This window comes from Stenotrophomonas sp. YJH_SMC_19 (assembly GCF_059367915.1).
Map to the genome: position 1 here is coordinate 59,772 of NZ_JCAFRI010000022.1, position 16,706 is coordinate 76,477.

10 protein-coding genes are annotated in these 16,706 nt (G+C 67.2%); 1 reads left to right on the plus strand and 9 read right to left on the minus strand.

Annotated elements, in window-relative coordinates; genetic code table 11:
• Positions 1-454: 454 nt before the first annotated feature.
• The 9 genes from AC5P5R_RS18550 to AC5P5R_RS18590 all read right to left on the minus strand — a co-directional run bounded on the left by AC5P5R_RS18550 (position 455) and on the right by AC5P5R_RS18590 (position 14,698).
• Entirely contained in the window at positions 455-880 is a 426-nt protein-coding gene (locus AC5P5R_RS18550) for a DUF2752 domain-containing protein (RefSeq protein WP_005411299.1), read from the minus strand.
• Between the two features lie 43 nt (positions 881-923).
• A complete protein-coding gene (locus AC5P5R_RS18555) occupies positions 924-1,202 on the minus strand; it encodes a CD225/dispanin family protein (protein ID WP_005411298.1) in 279 nt (92 codons plus the stop codon).
• A 34-nt stretch (positions 1,203-1,236) separates the two neighbouring features.
• Complete coding sequence (locus AC5P5R_RS18560) at positions 1,237-1,524, minus strand: CD225/dispanin family protein (protein WP_005411297.1); 288 nt, start codon at positions 1,522-1,524, stop codon at positions 1,237-1,239.
• Between the two features lie 182 nt (positions 1,525-1,706).
• Complete coding sequence (locus tag AC5P5R_RS18565) at positions 1,707-3,596, minus strand: MFS transporter (protein WP_100438962.1); 1,890 nt, start codon at positions 3,594-3,596, stop codon at positions 1,707-1,709.
• A gap of 98 nt (positions 3,597-3,694) precedes the next feature.
• Positions 3,695-4,489, minus strand: coding sequence for an SDR family NAD(P)-dependent oxidoreductase (locus AC5P5R_RS18570; RefSeq protein ID WP_495226427.1), 795 nt, complete (start codon positions 4,487-4,489; stop codon positions 3,695-3,697).
• A 156-nt stretch (positions 4,490-4,645) separates the two neighbouring features.
• Positions 4,646-6,823 (minus strand): YccS family putative transporter, encoded by a 2,178-nt coding sequence (gene yccS, locus AC5P5R_RS18575; protein WP_043034292.1) that lies wholly within the window; start codon positions 6,821-6,823, stop codon positions 4,646-4,648.
• Positions 6,824-6,991: 168 nt separating this feature from the next.
• Positions 6,992-10,114 (minus strand): efflux RND transporter permease subunit, encoded by a 3,123-nt coding sequence (locus AC5P5R_RS18580; RefSeq protein ID WP_005414681.1) that lies wholly within the window; start codon positions 10,112-10,114, stop codon positions 6,992-6,994.
• A 31-nt stretch (positions 10,115-10,145) separates the two neighbouring features.
• Complete coding sequence (locus tag AC5P5R_RS18585) at positions 10,146-13,379, minus strand: efflux RND transporter permease subunit (protein WP_100438960.1); 3,234 nt, start codon at positions 13,377-13,379, stop codon at positions 10,146-10,148.
• A 74-nt stretch (positions 13,380-13,453) separates the two neighbouring features.
• Complete coding sequence (locus AC5P5R_RS18590; RefSeq protein WP_043034293.1) at positions 13,454-14,698, minus strand: efflux RND transporter periplasmic adaptor subunit; 1,245 nt, start codon at positions 14,696-14,698, stop codon at positions 13,454-13,456.
• Between the two features lie 188 nt (positions 14,699-14,886).
• On the opposite strand from AC5P5R_RS18590, the gene AC5P5R_RS18595 reads away from it, so the two are divergent.
• Positions 14,887-16,206 (plus strand): M20 family metallopeptidase, encoded by a 1,320-nt coding sequence (locus AC5P5R_RS18595; protein WP_012481426.1) that lies wholly within the window; start codon positions 14,887-14,889, stop codon positions 16,204-16,206.
• Positions 16,207-16,706 lie beyond the last annotated feature (500 nt).

Sequence of the window (16,706 nt, forward strand, 5' to 3'; positions counted from 1 at the left end):
GTGAATCCATCCATGGAGGCTTGGTCGCCGCTTGCTCGTGTGCGCTGTCCTGCGCACACGGCAAGACCCGGGTTGGGCGTCCTGCCCAACCCGCCCGAGGCATGCCTCGGGCCCATGCGGCTCACACCCCCGCCATCCAACCCACCCCGCCTTCGACCGTTTTCCGCGCACGGACGTTCTCCAGAGCCGAGCCATGCTTGGCTCCGAGCGAGCGTAGCGAAGCGATCCGCTTCTGCTTTTGATCTTTTCTTTCTTTTCCGTGGTGGACGCGCACGGAAACTGTCCGTGGCCGGGCGGGATGGGTTTGCGGGGGTGTCCGCGGCATGGATGCCGCGGCCAAGCCTCCACGGACGGATTCACGGCGTCCCCCGCAAACCCATCCCGCCCGGCCAACCCCAAGGCTTCTGCCTTCAAACGCCGCCCACCACGAGGGGCTGCGTCGTTGGCTGGAAACCTAGATCGGTGCCAGTGCAGTGAACGGTGCCCACGGCAGGTTGCGCAGCAGCGCATACCCGGGCAGCACCCAGAGCCAGAACACAGGATTGGCCAGCACCCGCATCAGCGGGTCGAGCACGCGTGGGCGGATGCCGGCGATGTTCAGCAGCATCAGCAACAGGAACGGCAGGCTGATGACCAGCAGCGGGTTCATCGCCATCGCGCCGGGCAGGTCGAAGTGGACCAGGGAATACAGGCAGCGCGTGCTGCCACAGCCCGGGCAGTACAGGCCGGTCAGGGCGTACAGCGGGCAGCTCGGCAGTGGATTGCCGGCGACATACGGATTGACGTTGCGCAGCACCACCGTGGCACCCACGGCCAGGCCGGCGGAAGCCAGCAGCGGTGCCCAGCGGGCGAGTCGGGAACGAGCGGGAAGCGCGGACATGCAACAACGGATCCGGCGCAGGCGCCGGATCCGTCCAGGCGTATCAGTAGCCGCTGTTGCTCATCGCGCCCATGCCGCCGAGCACGACGAAGAACAGCACGTACAGCACGACCAGCACGGCCCAGGCAATGGCCGACCAGATGGCCCACTTCTTGGCCTTGGCGGCGGAGTCCTGGGCGCCGGCGATGTCGCCAGCGGCCAGCTTGCCGTTGACCTGTGCGGCGTAGACGATCGACACGATGCCGGCCGGCAGGCAGCAGAACAGGGTGGTCAGGATGGCCCAGACCAGGTTGTTCGGGACCTGCGGAGTAGCGGTATTCATGGGTTCAAGCTCCTTGATGGGTGGTGGTGGTGAATCATTGGTCGGAAAGAGCGCCCAGTACGGCCAAGCCGCCGAACAGCCCGAGCCACAACAGCAACAGGACCGGCAGGGCCACGGCCGAAGCCACTGCCCACCAGCCCGCCTTGCGCGACGCGCTGTAGGCCCCCGGCAGATCGCCAGCCGCGCGGCGGCCATCGACCTGGGAGGCATAGACGATCGACACCACGCCCAACGGCAGGCAGCAGAACAGCGTCGTCAGGATCGCCCAGACCAGATGGTTGGGGATGTAGACCGGACGGCTGAGCGGTGGTGGTTGATTCAAAGCGAGACTCCATTCCTTGGTGGCCGGCCTTGGTGAATCGGCCGAACCTCCCCCCTGTGGGTGCGTAATCTACCGCAACCGGCGTTGCATGTATGCGTTTACACGCACGGCATGTCGTGTTCGCCACTGGACGGTGGCGTATGCGGGGGAGGTTGCCGGGCCTGCCTGTCAGTCCGGTTCTGTCAGGCGTGATCGCCGCGCAGGGCCCGCACCTGGGCTTCCAGCGCCTGGGCGTTGGTGGTGTGGCCGTCCATGGACGGTGCCGCCACTACCTCGACGGTGGCTCGGAAACGGCGCGGCACCCGCATGTGGCCGAGGCGGCTGTCGCGCCGGCTCCACATGCTCGACCACATGCCGCGCAGGGCCATCGGCACCACCGGCACCGGCCGCCGTTCGAGGATCTTCTCGACGCCGGACTTGAACGGGGCGATTGCACCATCCCTGGTCAGTGCGCCTTCCGGGAAGATGCAGACCAGCTCGCCTTCGGCCAACGCGGCGTCGATGTCATCGAACGCGCGTTGCATCAGCGTCGGGTCTTCGCGCGCACCGGCGATCGGGATCGCCTTGGCGGTACGGAAGATCCAGCGCATCACCGGGATGTTGAAGATCCTGTAGTACATGACGAAGCGCACCGGACGCGGAATCGTCGCCGACAGGATCAGTGCGTCCATGTAGCTGACATGGTTGCAGACCAGCAGCGCGGCGCCTTCGTCGGGCACGTTGGCTTCGATGCCGTGCGGGCGCAGCCGGTACAGGGTGCGCACCATCAGCCAGCTGAGGAAGCGCATCAGGAATTCGGGGACGATGGTGAAGATGTAGATCGCCACCAGCGCGTTGGCGATGGCCAGCGCCAGGAACTGCTGCGGGATGGTCCAGTGCAGCAGCTTGTGCGCGGCCAGCGACAACAGGGCTGCGCCGACGATGAAGCCGGAATTCTGGATGTTCAGCGCCGCGAACACGCGCGACATCTGCGCCTTCGGCGTGCGGCTCTGGATCAGCGCGAACAATGGCACCACGAAGATACCGGTGAACAGGCCAATGCCGATCAGGTCGATGACGATGCGGATGCTGCCCGGCTGCTGCAGGAAGGTGCCGATGGTCAACCCGTGCGCCGTGGCCTCGCCGCTGCGCGCGAAGTACAGGTCGAGCAGGAACGCGGTCATGCCGAACGCGCCCAACGGCACCAGACCGATTTCCACCGTGCGCGCCGACAGCTTCTCGCACAGCAGCGAGCCAACGCCGGTGCCGACCGAGAACAGGGCCAGCGCAAAGATATACAGGGTCGGTTCGCCGCCGAGGTTGGTCACCGCATAGGCCGGCAGCTGCGAGGTCAGCACGGTGCCGACGAACCAGAACCAGGACACGCCCAGGATTGAATTGCGCACCGCCTTCTGCTGGCGCGCCATGCGCAGCACCGCCAGCGATTCCGGCAGCGGGTTCCAGTTGATCTTCAGGTCCGGGTCGCCGGCATCGACCTTGGGAATCAGGCGGGCGGCGATGTTGCCGCAGATCGCCAGCGCGATGATCGCGCACGCGGCCACCACCGTGCCATGGCTGCCGGCCACGGTGAACACCAGGCCGCCGACGATCATGCCGGACAGGATCGACATCGAGGTGCCCATCTCGACCAGGCCGTTGCCGCCGGTCAGCTCTTCGGGCTTGAGCACCGAGGGCAGCACCGAGTACTTCACCGGGCCGAACAGGGTTGACTGCATGCCGGTGCAGAACAAGGCGACCAGCAGCACCGGCAGGCTCTGGGTGAGGAAGCCGGTGGCCGCCAGCGACATGATCACGATCTCCATGGTGGTGGTGATCACGATCAGTCGCGATTTTTCCAGCTTGTCGGCGATCTGCCCGGCCAGTGCCGAGAACAGGAAGTACGGCAGGATGAAGATGGCCGGTGCCAGCGTGGCGTACAGCCCCAGTTCTTCCTCCGGCACGGCCATGAACAGCAACATGCTGATGATCGCCTGCCGGTACACGTTGTCGTTGAACGCACCCAGCGCCTGGACGACGAAGAACGGCAGGAAACGGCGCTGGCGCAGCAGGGCGAACTGGTTGTGACCGGACATGGAACCTCCTTGACCGGCGCAGCCTAGCATTCCTGCCTATCCGCTGTGGGTGCGGACCTGTGGGTGCGGACCGTTGGTCCGCACACCTGTCGATGGTCTCAGACGATATCGTCGACCACGCCGCCATCCACGCGCAGTGCCGCACCGGAGGTGGCGGAAGCCTGCGGCGAGGCCAGGTACACCACCATGTTGGCCACCTCCTCGACCGTGGCGGTGCGCTGGATCACCGAAGACGGCCGGTGTGCCATCACGAACTCGCGGCCGATCTGCTCCAGCGGCTTGCCGCTGCGCTGGCGTTCATCTTCGAACATCGCCGCGAAACCGTCGGACAGGGTCGGGCCGGGCAGCACCGCGTTGACGGTGACGCCACTGCCGGCCACGCGCTTGGCCAGGCCGCGCGACAGCGACAGCTGCGCGGTCTTGCTGACACCGTAATGGATCATGTCGGCGGGAATGTTGCGTGCCGATTCGGAGGAGATGAACAGCACGCGGCCCCAGCCGGCGTCGACCATCGCCGGCAGCAGTGCCCGCGACAGGCGCACGCCGGACATCACGTTGGTCTGCCAGTAGCGCTCCCAGGTGGCGTCTTCGGTTTCGAAGAAGTCCTCGGGGCCGAAAATGCCGGCGTTGTTGACCAGGATGTCGACCTTGGGCAGGCCGGCCAGCAGCACATCGACACCGGCTGCATCGGAAAGGTCGGCGGCGACGCCGATCACCTCGGCACCCGGAACGGCGGCGAGCAGGCGCTGGCGGGCGCGTTCGACACTGTCGGTGCCGCGGCCGTTGAGAATGACCCGCGCACCCGCCGCGGCAAGACCCTGGGCGATCGCCAGGCCGATGCCGGCGGTGGAAGCGGTAACGAGCGCGGTGCGGCCGGCGAGTTCGATCTTCATGGGGGGAGTCCAGGAGCAGGGGATCACCCAGTATCCGCGCAGGAACGTGATCGGGATGCAGCGCCAGGCGCAACACACGGTTGCACACGGTGCAGTAGATCCACGCCATGCGTGGATGGACTGCGGGTCGCGCCAGGCCCTGCCCGGCGCCGGCCTTCAGGTGAGCGTGCGCACGGCCTCATTCGCCGCCGCCCGCACCTTCGGCAGCATCCGCAGCACCAGCGCCATCTGCGTGCGGATCAACTGCAGCTTCGCCGGCATCGCCTCGTCGATCTGCTCCAGCTCGGCCGCCACCGCGCGATCAGCGTCGTTGTCGTCCTCGTTGACCGGCTGCCGTGCGGTCAGGGCCGAGGCCAGCTGCTGCAGCGCTTTCCGCACGCGGTCACCGGCGGCCAAGGCCAGCGGATCGCCGGCGTAGCTGTCCACCTGGTCGCGGTGTGCACCCAGCGCCGACAAGTGCCCAAGCAGCGTGTTGGAGAGCGCCAGGAAGTGGAAGCCGGCATCCAGGTTGCGGCGCACATGACCGGGTTCGCGCAGCATGTTCGACAGCGCGGTGGACAACGCGGCGTCGGCGTTGTGCATGTCGCGGCGGGCGATGCGATAGGCCAGGTCATCGCGCATGCCGCTGCGGTACTGGCCCAGCACCGAATCCAGGTAGCGCGCGGCGGTATCCAGCACCCGCGCCAGCACAAGGTGCAGCTGGCGGCCCTGCCAGTCGGGCAGGATCAGGAACGCGGCGGCAGCGGCAATCGCGCAGCCCAGCAGCGTGTCGACCATGCGCGGCACGATCAGCACGAAGCCATCGCCGATCAGGTTGAAGCAGGTCAGGGCCATCACCGTGATCGCCGCCGATGCCACCAGGTAGCGGTCGGTGCGGGTGAAGAAGAACAGCAGCGCCGACAGCAGCGCGATCAGCAGTTGCACGTGCAGTTGCGGGAACAACTGCAGCAGCGCCCAGGTGAGCACGAGGCCGGCCACGGTGCCGACGATGCGCTGCGCCAGGCGTTGGCGGGTGGCGCCGAAGTTGGGCCGGCACACGAATACGATGGTCAGCAGCACCCACGAGCCGTTCTGCGCATTGAACAGACGGATCGCGGCGAAACCGGCGATCAGCGCCAATGCCATGCGCAGGCCGTGGCGGAACAGGACCGAGCCGGGCGTGAGCTGCTGGCGCACGCGCACGCCCATCTCGCGCAGGGTATGCGGGTTGCTGTCGCGCAGGCGCGTATCGACATTGTCGAGGCTGGCCTCGGAGCGTTCGGCGTCCAGCAGGCGGCGTTCGATGCTGCGCAGGTTGTGCACCAGCAGGTCCAGCGAACCCAGCAGTCGCTGCCACTGCGGGCGCTGCTGGTCGCGCAGGTAGGCCAGCGCATCGGCCAGGTCGCGCCCGGCCTGCTGGTTGGTTTCGCCATACACGAACGGGCGGCGCAGGCGGATCGCCTCGCCCAGGCGCGCGCAGGCCTGGCCCTGAAGATCGAGCAGGCGCTGGCAGCGGTACAGCACGTCGCTGTGGAAGAACGCATCGACCAGGGCGCCGTACGGGTAGTGCGAGGAACTGGCGCGCTCGTGGAAATCCTGTGCCATGTAATAGAGGCGCAGGTACAGGCCGGAGTTCACGCCCGGCCGCCCGGAACGGCCGAAGCGGGCGAGAATCGCGGTCTTGGCCTCGTTCAACGCGCCGACCACGCGCCGGTTCTGCTCGGCCAGGTCGAGCTGGCGGCGTTGCAGGTCGGCCTCACGTACCGGTTCGAACAGGGCGGCCTTCAGCTGCAGGTAGCGGCCCAGCTCGATGTAAAGCCGCGCCACGCGCTCGCGCACCGGTCGGTTGGCGAACAGTGCGGTCCACAGGATCGACAGCAGTCCGTACCAGACGGCGCCCGCCAGCAGGTGGCTGACCGCTTGCAGCGCGGTATGCAGGTCGCTGGCACCGTGCTGCTCCAGCCCGATCATGGTGTAGATCGCCAGCGTTACCGTGGCCTGGGCGATGGATGCGTAGCGCTCGCCGAGCGCGCCCAGCAGGGTCAGGCCGAAGGTGGACAGTGCCAGCGCGCCGATGAAGATCCACGGCCAGGGGAACAGCCAGATCACCGACGCCGCAGCGATGCAGAAACACAGCAGCGACAGCGCCACCGCCTTGGTCCGGCCCCACCAGTTGTCGTCGGTCTCGGCGATGGCGCTGGCGATGATGCCCAGGAATACGCCGGGCAGGGCGGTCAGCGCATCCAGCTGCCAGCACACGGCAAGCGCTGCGGTCAGGGCGATGAACACGCGCAGGCCGTAACTGGCCTTCTCGTGGGCCCACAGGCGGCTGAGGCGGGATTGGCGGGCGGGCATGCAGGCTCGGCGGAAGGATCTCCCACCATTATTGCGGGGTGCGCGTGAAATATGGAGGGCGGACCACCGCGGTAGTGCCGGCCGCTGGCCGGCAGATTTGCCGTACCGAGAAAGCCGGCCAGCGGCCGGCTCTACCCTTGGATCCACGCCATGCGTGGATGGGCCGTTCTACGCACGCTGCGCGCGCTTGAGCAGCTTCGCTTCGCGCTTGCGCGCGCGACGGGCCCGCCAGCGTTCGGCCAGGCACGAGAAGATCACGTACAGCGCCGGCGTGCTGAGCAGGGTCAGGCTCTGCGAGAACAGCAGGCCGCCGATCATCGCGATGCCCAGCGGGCGGCGCAGTTCGGAGCCTTCGCCCAGGCCGATCGCCAGCGGCACCGCCGCCAGGATCGCCACCATCGTGGTCATCATGATCGGGCGGAAGCGCACGATGCTGGCCTCGCGCGCGGCATCGCGCGGTGCCAGGCCATGCTCGCGCTGCGCCACCAGCGCGAAGTCGATCATCATGATCGCGTTCTTCTTGACGATGCCGATCAACAGCACCAGCGCGATCATCGAGATCACCGACAACTCGGTGTTGGTGCCGAACAACGCGAGCAGTGCACCCACGCCCGCCGCCGGCAGCGTGGACAGGATGGTGACCGGATGGATCAGGCTCTCGTAGAGCATGCCCAGCACCAGGTACACGGTCAGGATCGCGGCAAACACCAGGATCAGCATGTCGCTGGGGTCGGAGTTGAAGCCGAAGCCCGCATCATCGGCCAGGCGGATGTCACCAGGCATGCGCATGCCGGCCACGGTCGCGTCGATGATCGCCTTGGCCTCACCCATGCTCACGTTCGGAGCCAGGTTGTAGCTGAGGTCCATCGTCGTGTACTGGTTCTCGTGGGTGATCTGCGAAGGGGCCAGGCCGGGCATCTGCGTGGCCACCGCGGTGATCGGCACCATGTCGCCATTGCGCGCACGTACGTACACCTCGTCCAGCGCGGCGGGGGTGGCGGTCTGCGAGGGCAGGGCGTTGACCACCACGCTGTACTGGTTGATGTCCGAATAGATGGTGGAGATCTGGCGCTGGCCGAACGCACCGTACAGCGCACCGTCGATGGCACCCACGGTGATGCCCAGGCGTGCGGCCTTGGCGCGGTCGATCTGGATGTTCTGGCGCAGGCCGGCGTTGTCCACGTCGGTACCGACATCGCGCAGCTTGGGGTTCTTCTTCAGCTCCGCCTGCAGCTTGGGCAGCCATTCCTGCAGCGATGCCAGGTCGTTGCCCTGCAGCGAGATGCGGTACTGCGCGCCCTGGCTGGAACCGCCGCCATCGTTGCTGGGCAGATCCTGGATCGCGCGCAGGCGCAGCTGCAGGTCGGGGTAGCGGTCGGCCTTGGCACTCAGCCGTGCGAGTGCGTGCGCCGTGGTCTCGCGACGGCCATCGCTGCGCGACTTCAGCTCGATGTTGAACTGTGCGCTGGAGCCCTGGCGGCCGCTGCCCAAGCGCACGCCCACGGTCTTCACCGCGGGGTCGGCCATCAGCATGTCGGTGATGCGGCGCTGGCGGGCGACCATGTCCTCGAAGGACACCGTGGCGCTGGAATTGGCGCGGCCCCAGATCAGGCCGGTGTCCTGCGGCGGGAACGCGCCCTTTTTCACCGCGCCGAACAGGAAGACGGTGGCGCCGATCAGGATAAGCGGGGTCAGCGACAGCAGCAGCGCGTGGCGCAGCGAGAAGTCGAGGAACACGGTGTAGACGCGAAGCATGCGCTCATGGCCGGCATCCAGCCAGCGGCCGAAGCGCGACGGCGGCGCGCTGTGGTCGTGTGCGCTGAGGAACCGGCTGCACAGCGCCGGAGTCAGCGTCAGCGAGACGATCATCGAGACCACGATGGCCGCCACCAGGGTGACGGTGAATTCGCGGAAGAACGCACCCATCATGCCGCTGGCGAACAGGAGCGGGATGAACACCGCCACCAGCGAGGCGGTGATCGAGACGATGGTAAAGCCGATCTCGCGCGCGCCGGTGAGCGCCGCCTGCATCCGCGGCATGCCTTCGTCGAGGTGGCGCATGATGTTCTCGATCACCACGATCGCATCGTCGACCACGAAGCCGATCGCGATCACCAGCGCCAGCAGGCTCAGGTTGTTCAGGGTAAAGCCCATCACGTACATCACCAGCGCGGCACCGGCCAGCGACAGTGGCACGGTCACCGCGGCGATCAGCGTGGGTGCCAGCCGGCGCAGGAACAGCGCCATGGTCAGCACCACCATCGCCAGGCTGATCAGCAGGGTGATCTGCACTTCATGCAGCGACGAGCGGATGGTCGGCGTGCGGTCGAAGTACGGCGTCATCGTGGTGCCGGGCTGCAGGTAATCGCGCAGGGTCGGGATCTGCGCCTTGACCCGGTCCACGGTCTCCACGATGTTGGCGCCGGCACGGGTGAACACGTACATCACCACCGCCGGTTTGTGGTCGAACCACGCGGCCTGGTAGGCATCCTGCTGGCCGTCGTAGACGTTGGCGATGTCCTTCAGGCGGATCACCCGGCCATCGCCCTGGGTCTTGACCACCAGGTCGGCGAAGTCGGCGGCACGCGCCACCGAGTCGTTGGCGATGATCGCGGTAGTGGTGTTGCCGTCGCTGAGGAAACCGGTGGGCGAGGTCACGTTGGCCGCGCGCACGGCGTTGCGCAGGTCATCGGCGGTCAGGCCCAGCGCGTTCATCAGGCGCAGGTTGACGTCCACACGCACCGCCGGCGTCGAAGCGCCAGCGATGTCGACCGAAGCAACGCCGCTGATCTGGCGGATGCGCTGGGCCAGCAGCGAGTCGGCGACGTTGTACAGCTCGTCGGCCGACTGCGTCTGCGAGGTCAGCGCGATGGCGATGACCGGGTCGTCGTTCGGATTCGCCTTCTGGTACATCGGCGAGCCCATGCCCGAAGGCAGGTCGGCCTGCGCCGAGTTGATCGCGGTCTGCACGTCCAGCGCGGCCGAATCGATGTTGTGGCCGCTCTGGAAGATCATGAACACCAGCGAGCTGCCTTCCGAGCTCGACGAGCGCATGCGGTCGATGCCCGGCAGCTGGCCGAGGTGGCGCTCCAGCGGCGCGGTGACTGTCGAGGCCATGGTCGCCGCATCCGCGCCGGACTGGCTGGCGTGCACGAAGATCACCGGGATCTCGATGTTCGGCAGTGCCGATACGCCCAGGCGCAGGTAGCAGATGAGGCCGACCATGAACAGGCCGATGGCCAGCAGCGCGGTGCCGATCGGGCGGCGGATGAAGGGGCCGGACAGGTTCATCGTGCGGCCCACCGCAGCAGCGGGGCGTGGATCATGCCTGTGGCTCCTGCAGCGAACCGTCGCGCAGTGCGCGCCGCTCGCGGCGGCGGGCAAGCCATTCGGAGAAGCGCTCCATGTACAGGTAGATCACCGGCGTGGTGTACAGGGTCACCAGCTGCGACAGCAGCAGGCCGCCGACGATGGCGATGCCCAGCGGGCGGCGCAGTTCCGAACCGATGCCGGTACCCAGTGCCAGCGGCAGCGCGCCGAGCATGGCTGCGGCGGTGGTCATCATGATCGGGCGGAAGCGCAGCAGGCAGGCGCGGCGGATCGCTTCATGCGCGTTGGCACCGGCGCGACGCGCCTCGATCGCGAAGTCCACCATCATGATGCCGTTCTTCTTGACGATGCCGATCAGCAGCACGATGCCGACGATGCCGTCCACCGACAGGCTCAGCCCGCACAGCATCAGCGCCAGCAATGCGCCGACACCGGCCGGTGGCAGCGTGGAGATGATCGTGATCGGGTGGATGTAGCTCTCGTAGAGCACGCCGAGCACGATGTAGATCACCACCAGCGAGGCCAGCAGCAGCCACACCACATCGGTCTGGCTGCCGGTGAATTCGGCGGCCTTGCCGATGAACTCGGCATGCAGGTGTGCCGGCATGTCCAGGCTGTCCTTGGTCTCCTGGATCGCACGCACCGCTTCGGACAGCGAATAGCCCGGCGCCACGTTGAACGAGACCGTCACTGCCGGCAGCTGCTGCTGGTGGCTGACCACCAGCGGCGCACTGCTGACCTTGCCTTCGGCCAGCGCCGACAGCGGAATGATGTTGCCGGCGCCGACCGTGATGCCGGTGTTCTGCGCGCCGATGCCGGTGGCGGTGGACGAGTTGGACGAGGTGACCTGGCCGAAGCTGGTGGCATTGGTGCCGGTCAGCGCGCCGGCGCCGTTGGAAGCCACGGCCAGCTGTTCCATCAGCGCGGTGCTGGTACGGAACTCCGGCGCCACTTCCAGCACAACCCGATACTGGTTGAGTTCGGTGAAGATGGTCGAGATCTGGCGCTGGCCGAACGCATCGTAGAGCGTGTCGTCGATGGTCTGCATCGGCACGCCCAGCACACTGGCCTTGTCGCGGTCGATGTTCAGTTCAAGCGCGCGGCCCTGGTTGGACAGGTTGTTGTCCACGTCGGCCAGTTCCGGGCGCTTGCGCAGCGCTTCGGTCAGGCGCGTGGCCTGCGTGGCCACTTCGGCGCTGTCCACGTCCGACAGCGAGTACTGGTATTCGGTGGCGGCCACGCGGGTATCGAGGGTCACGTCCTGCACCGGTTTCAGGTACAGGGCCACGCCCGGAATACCGGCTACCGCCTTCTGCAGGCGCGGCAGGATCTCATCTAGGCCATCACGCTGGCTGCGCTCCTTCAGCACGATCGACAGCTGGCCCTGGTTGAGCGTGGGGTTCATGCTGCCGGCACCGATGAACGCCGACACGCCGGTCACGTCCGGATCCTGGCGCAGCGCTTCGGCAACCTGCCTTGTGCGCTGTTCCATCTGCGGGAAAGCGATGTTCTGGTCGGCCTGCACCACGCCGGTGATCAGGCCGGTGTCCTGCTCGGGCAGCAGCCCCTTGGGAATCAACACGTACAGCAGCACGGTCAATACCAGCGCGCCACCGGCCACGACCAGGGTCAGGCGCTGGTGGCCCAGCACCCAGTCCAGGCTGTGCTCGTACAGGCCGACGGTGCGCGTCCACAGGTTCTGTTTGCCGGCCGCCGCTGCGCGCTCATGCGCATCCTCGCCCTCGGGCAGGGCATCGGGCTTGAGCAGGTAGGCGCACATCATCGGGGTCAGCGTCAGCGAGATCAGCATCGACAGCACCACGGCGATGCTCAGCACCCAGGCGAACTCGTGGAACAGGCGGCCGGTGACGCCAGGCATCAGCAGCAGCGGCAGGAACACCGCCACCAGCGAGACCGTCAGCGACAGCACGGTGAAGCCGATCTGGCGTGCGCCGATCTCGGCCGCTTCCTTGCCACTCTTGCCCTGCTCGATGTAACGCACGATGTTCTCGATCATCACGATCGCATCGTCGACCACGAAGCCGGTGGCCACCACCAGCGCCATCAGCGACAGGTTGTCCAGCGACATGCCGGCAAAGGCCATCACCGCGAAGGTGCCGGCCAGCGACAGCGGCACCGCCACCGAGGGAATGATCGTGGCCCACAGCCGGCGCAGGAACACGAAGATCACCGCCACCACCAGGCCGATGGTGAGGATCAGGGTGAACTGCACTTCGTGCACCGAGGCGCGGATGGTCTCGGTGCGGTCGTTGAAGATCTCCAGGTGCACGTCGGCCGGCAGCACGCCCTGCAGCTGCGGCAGGATCGCGCGGATGCGCTCGACGGTCTGCACGATGTTGGCGCCCGGCTGGCGGCGCACTTCCAGCAGCACCGCCGGCTTGCCATCGGCCCAGGCCGCCAGCTGGTCGTTCTCCACGCCGTCGACCACCTCGGCCACGTCGGACAGCCGCACCGGGCGGCCGTTCTTGTAGCTGATGATGGTGTCGCGGTACTCGGCGGCGCTGGCCAGCTGGTCGTTGGTGCCGATGCTGTAGGACTGGGTCTTGCCGTTCAACGAGCCCTTGGGCGCATTGACGTTGGCCTGGGTGAGCGCGCTGCGCAGCTGTTCCAGGGTCAGGCCCATGTTCGACAGCTGCGCCGGATTGACCTGGATGCGCACGGCCGGGCGCACGTTGCCGGCAATCGAGACCAGGCCGACGCCCTGCACCTGCGACAGGCGCTGGGCCAGGATCGAGTCGGCGTAATTGTTGACGTCGCGCAGCGGGCGCGTGTCGGAGGTCAGTTTCAGGGTGACGATGGCTGCGTCGGCCGGGTTCACCCGGTTGTAGACCGGCTGGTAGGGCAGCGACGAGGGCAGGGTGGCCTGGCGGATCGCCGCCTGCACGTCCTGCGCGGCGATGTCGATATCGCGGTCCATCGAGAACTGCAGGATGATCGTCGACAACCCGGCCGACGAGTCCGATGTCATCAGCTCCAGCCCGGAGATCTGCCCGAACTGGCGCTCCAGTGGCGTGGTGACCAGCGAGGCCATGGTGGTGGCGTTTGCGCCGGGGTACTGGGTGGTGACCACCAGGCTGGGCGCATCGATTTCCGGCAGCGCCGATACCGGCAGCTTGCGGTAACCGAGGATGCCCAGCAGCAACAGGCCCGCCATCAACAGCGAGGTAGCGATCGGGCGGCGGATGAAGATCGTCGAAAAGCCCACGGACTGATCCTTGCTGGCACTTCAATGTCGGCGCCGGCGGGTCCGCCGGCGCGAGGGAGAACCGTGGCCTGCGCTCAGCGCGGACCGCCACCGCGACGGCCACCGCCGCCACCGTTCTTCTGTTCGGCCGCCTTCAGCTCGGCCTCGGTCGGTGCGGCCGGGGTTTCGCCCGGCTTCAGCGCGGTGACCTTGCTGCCCGGCTTCAGGCGGAACTGGCCTTCACTGACCACCCGCTCGCCGCCCTTCAGGCCTTCGGCGATCTGCACCTGGCTGTCGCCCACTTCCACGCCGCTGCGCACGGTCTGCATCTTCACCGTGTTGTCGCCCTGCACGACGTAGACGTACTCGCCATCCGGCCCACGCAGCACGGCCTGGGTCGGAATGACCACGCCGCCGGCAATCGTGCGCAGCTGCATGCGCACGTTGACGAACTGGCCCGGCCACAGGCCGTTGTCGGTGTTGTCGAACAGCGCGCGCGCCTTGAAGGTGCCGCTGTCGGCACTGATCAGGTTGTCGACCACGTCCAGCTTGCCGTCGCCGGACAGCACGTGCGAGTCGGCGCGGTCCAGTGCCGCCACCGGCACCGCGCCGGCGGCCTGCGCCTGGCGCACGTCGCCGAGCTGGCGTTCGGGCAGGTTGAACAGGACGTGGATCGGGTGGATCTGGGTCAGGGTGACCAGCGCGGTGCCGGCGTTGACCACGTTGCCCGCGTCGACCGCGCGGATGCCGGCGATGCCGGTGATCGGTGCGGTGACCCTGGTGTACTGCAGCTGCACCTGTGCCGAGCGCATGCTGGCTTCGTTCGCCGCGACTGCGCTTTCGTACTGTGCCACTTGGTTTCGCTGTGTATCCAGATCGGTCTTGGCGACGAACTGGCGGTACTCCGGCGCATTGGAGCGCTGGTAGTTGGAGCGCGCGGTGGCCAGCAGCGCCTCGTTCTGGCGCTTGGCTGCCGCGGCCTGGTCGTAGCTGGCCTGGGCGGTGCGTGGATCGATCACTGCCAGCACGTCGCCCTTCTTCACTTCCTGGCCTTCGCGGAAGTTCAGGCTCATCAGCTGGCCACCGACCTGCGGGCTGACGGTGACGGTGTTCATTGCCGTCACGGTACCCAGTGCGCTGGCATACACCGGTACGTCCTGGTGCGTGGCCTCGACCACGGTCACCGGCACCGGGCCGGCATCCGGGTCTTCGCCACCCTGGCGCGCTCCCGCTGCCGGCTTTCCAGCCTTGTCCTTGCCCCCGCCGATGACGCGCAGGCCGACCACGGCCAGCACCAGAACCGCCACGACCAGCAGCACGATCTTCCAAACACGTGACATTACGAGGACTCCAAGAGGGCTGGACGGGGCGCGGCCCCGGTTGGCAATGCGCAAAGCATACCTGTGCCACATCACGTTTCCTGCATGACGGATGGGACGGGCGCTAAGACCGGATCCGGCCGCGGAGGTTCCCGTGGCGGCGGTGTTGCCCTACATTCAGCTGGACCCCTCTTGCTGTGGAGATTGCGATGCGCCGTTCGCTGCTGCTGTCCGCCCTGCTGCTGGCCCTGCCGGCCGTTGCCCACGCCCAGGACGGGCAACGGCCCGAAGTGACCGCCGCTGCCCAGCGCCTGCAGGCCAAGGTGGTTGAATGGCGCCGCGACTTCCATCAGCACCCGGAACTGTCCAACCGCGAGGCGCGCACCTCGGCCGAGGTCGCCAAGCGCCTGCGTGCGATGGGCTTGAAGCCGAAGACCGGCATCGCCCACCACGGCGTGGTGGCGATCATCGAAGGCGGCAAGCCCGGCCCGAAGATCGCGCTGCGTGCGGACATGGACGCGCTGCCGGTAACCGAACAGACCGGGCTGCCGTTCGCCTCCAAGGCCACCGACCAGTACCGCGGCCAGACCGTGGGCGTGATGCATGCCTGCGGCCATGACGCGCACACCGCCACCCTGCTGGGCGTGGCCGAAGCGCTGGTGTCGATGAAGAAGGACCTGCCGGGCCAGGTGATGCTGATCTTCCAGCCGGCCGAGGAAGGCGCACCGCCGCCGGAAGAGGGCGGTGCCGCGCTGATGCTGAAGGAAGGCCTGTTCGCCGACTTCAAGCCGGAGGCGGTGTTTGGACTGCATGTGTTTTCCAGCGTGCAGGCCGGCCAGATCGCGGTGCGCGGTGGCCCATTGATGGCCGCCTCGGATCGTTTCGGGATCAAGGTGATCGGTCGCCAGACGCATGGCTCCGCGCCGTGGAACGGTGTCGACCCGATCGTGGCCACCGCTGATCTGGTCGGTACCGCGCAGACCATCGTCAGCCGCCGCGCGAATCTGTCCAAACAGCCGGCGGTGCTGACCTTCGGTGCGATCAACGGTGGCATCCGCTACAACATCATTCCCGATGAAGTGGAGATGGTCGGCACCATCCGCACCTTCGACGAGGGCATGCGCCAGCAGATCTTCGCCGATCTGCGCAACGTGGCCGAACACACCGCCGCCGCGCACGGGGCAAAGGCGGTCACCGACATCTACGAATCAGAAGGCAACCCGGCCACGGTGAACGACCCGGCGCTGACCGCGAAGATGCTGCCGAGCCTGCAGGCGGTGGTGGGCAAGGACAACGTGTACGAGCCACCGCTGCAGATGGGCGCGGAGGATTTCTCGCTGTACGCGAAGGAAGTGCCGGGGATGTTCTTCTTCGTCGGTTCCACCAGCGTGGGCATCGACCCGGCGACGGCGCCGGCCAATCATTCGCCGAAGTTCCTGCTGGATGAAAAGGCGCTGGATGTCGGACTGCGCGCGCTGCTGCAGGTGAGCCTGGATTACCTGCACGGTGCCGGCACTCCGGCGGGGTGAGGGTTTCCGGCAGGGCTTGCAGCCCTGCACCCGCTTGGATCAACGGCAACGTCAACGTCAAAAGCGGGCATTCCGTGGGATGGCGGGGTGGGTCCGGTTGAGGGGGACGCCGTAAACCCGTCCATGGGGGCTTGGCCGCGGCATCCATGCCGCGGACACCCCCTCAACCGGACCCAACCCGCCTTCGACAGTTTCCCGCGGCTGTTGGTGCCCGCTGCTGTTGGTGGGTGCCGACCGTTGGTCGGCACGGCGGACGTCATGAATGTCTGAAGGATCGGCTTCTGATTTTGATTTTCCTGATCTTTCCCGTGGTGGTGGTGGCGCGCAAGGAACTGTCAGGGGCCGGGTGGGTAGGCGGGGCGGGGGTGTCTGATCTGGCCCCCTGAAAACGGACGCCATGAAGCCGTTTCAGGCGGCAGCCCGGAGCTGCCGGGCGTAGTTGTTAGGCGAGTGGTAGCCCAGCGCCGAGTGTAGCCGGGCTGGATTGTAGAAGCCGTGGA

Coding starts and splice junctions, on each gene's coding strand:
- AC5P5R_RS18580 (WP_005414681.1), bottom strand. CDS start 10,114: ATGAACCTGTCCGGCCCCTTCATCCGCCGCCCGATCGGCACCGCGCTG.
- AC5P5R_RS18565 (WP_100438962.1), bottom strand. CDS start 3,596: ATGTCCGGTCACAACCAGTTCGCCCTGCTGCGCCAGCGCCGTTTCCTG.
- AC5P5R_RS18570 (WP_495226427.1), bottom strand. CDS start 4,489: ATGAAGATCGAACTCGCCGGCCGCACCGCGCTCGTTACCGCTTCCACC.
- AC5P5R_RS18550 (WP_005411299.1), bottom strand. CDS start 880: ATGTCCGCGCTTCCCGCTCGTTCCCGACTCGCCCGCTGGGCACCGCTG.
- AC5P5R_RS18590 (WP_043034293.1), bottom strand. CDS start 14,698: ATGTCACGTGTTTGGAAGATCGTGCTGCTGGTCGTGGCGGTTCTGGTG.
- yccS (WP_043034292.1), bottom strand. CDS start 6,823: ATGCCCGCCCGCCAATCCCGCCTCAGCCGCCTGTGGGCCCACGAGAAG.
- AC5P5R_RS18555 (WP_005411298.1), bottom strand. CDS start 1,202: ATGAATACCGCTACTCCGCAGGTCCCGAACAACCTGGTCTGGGCCATC.
- AC5P5R_RS18595 (WP_012481426.1), top strand. CDS start 14,887: ATGCGCCGTTCGCTGCTGCTGTCCGCCCTGCTGCTGGCCCTGCCGGCC.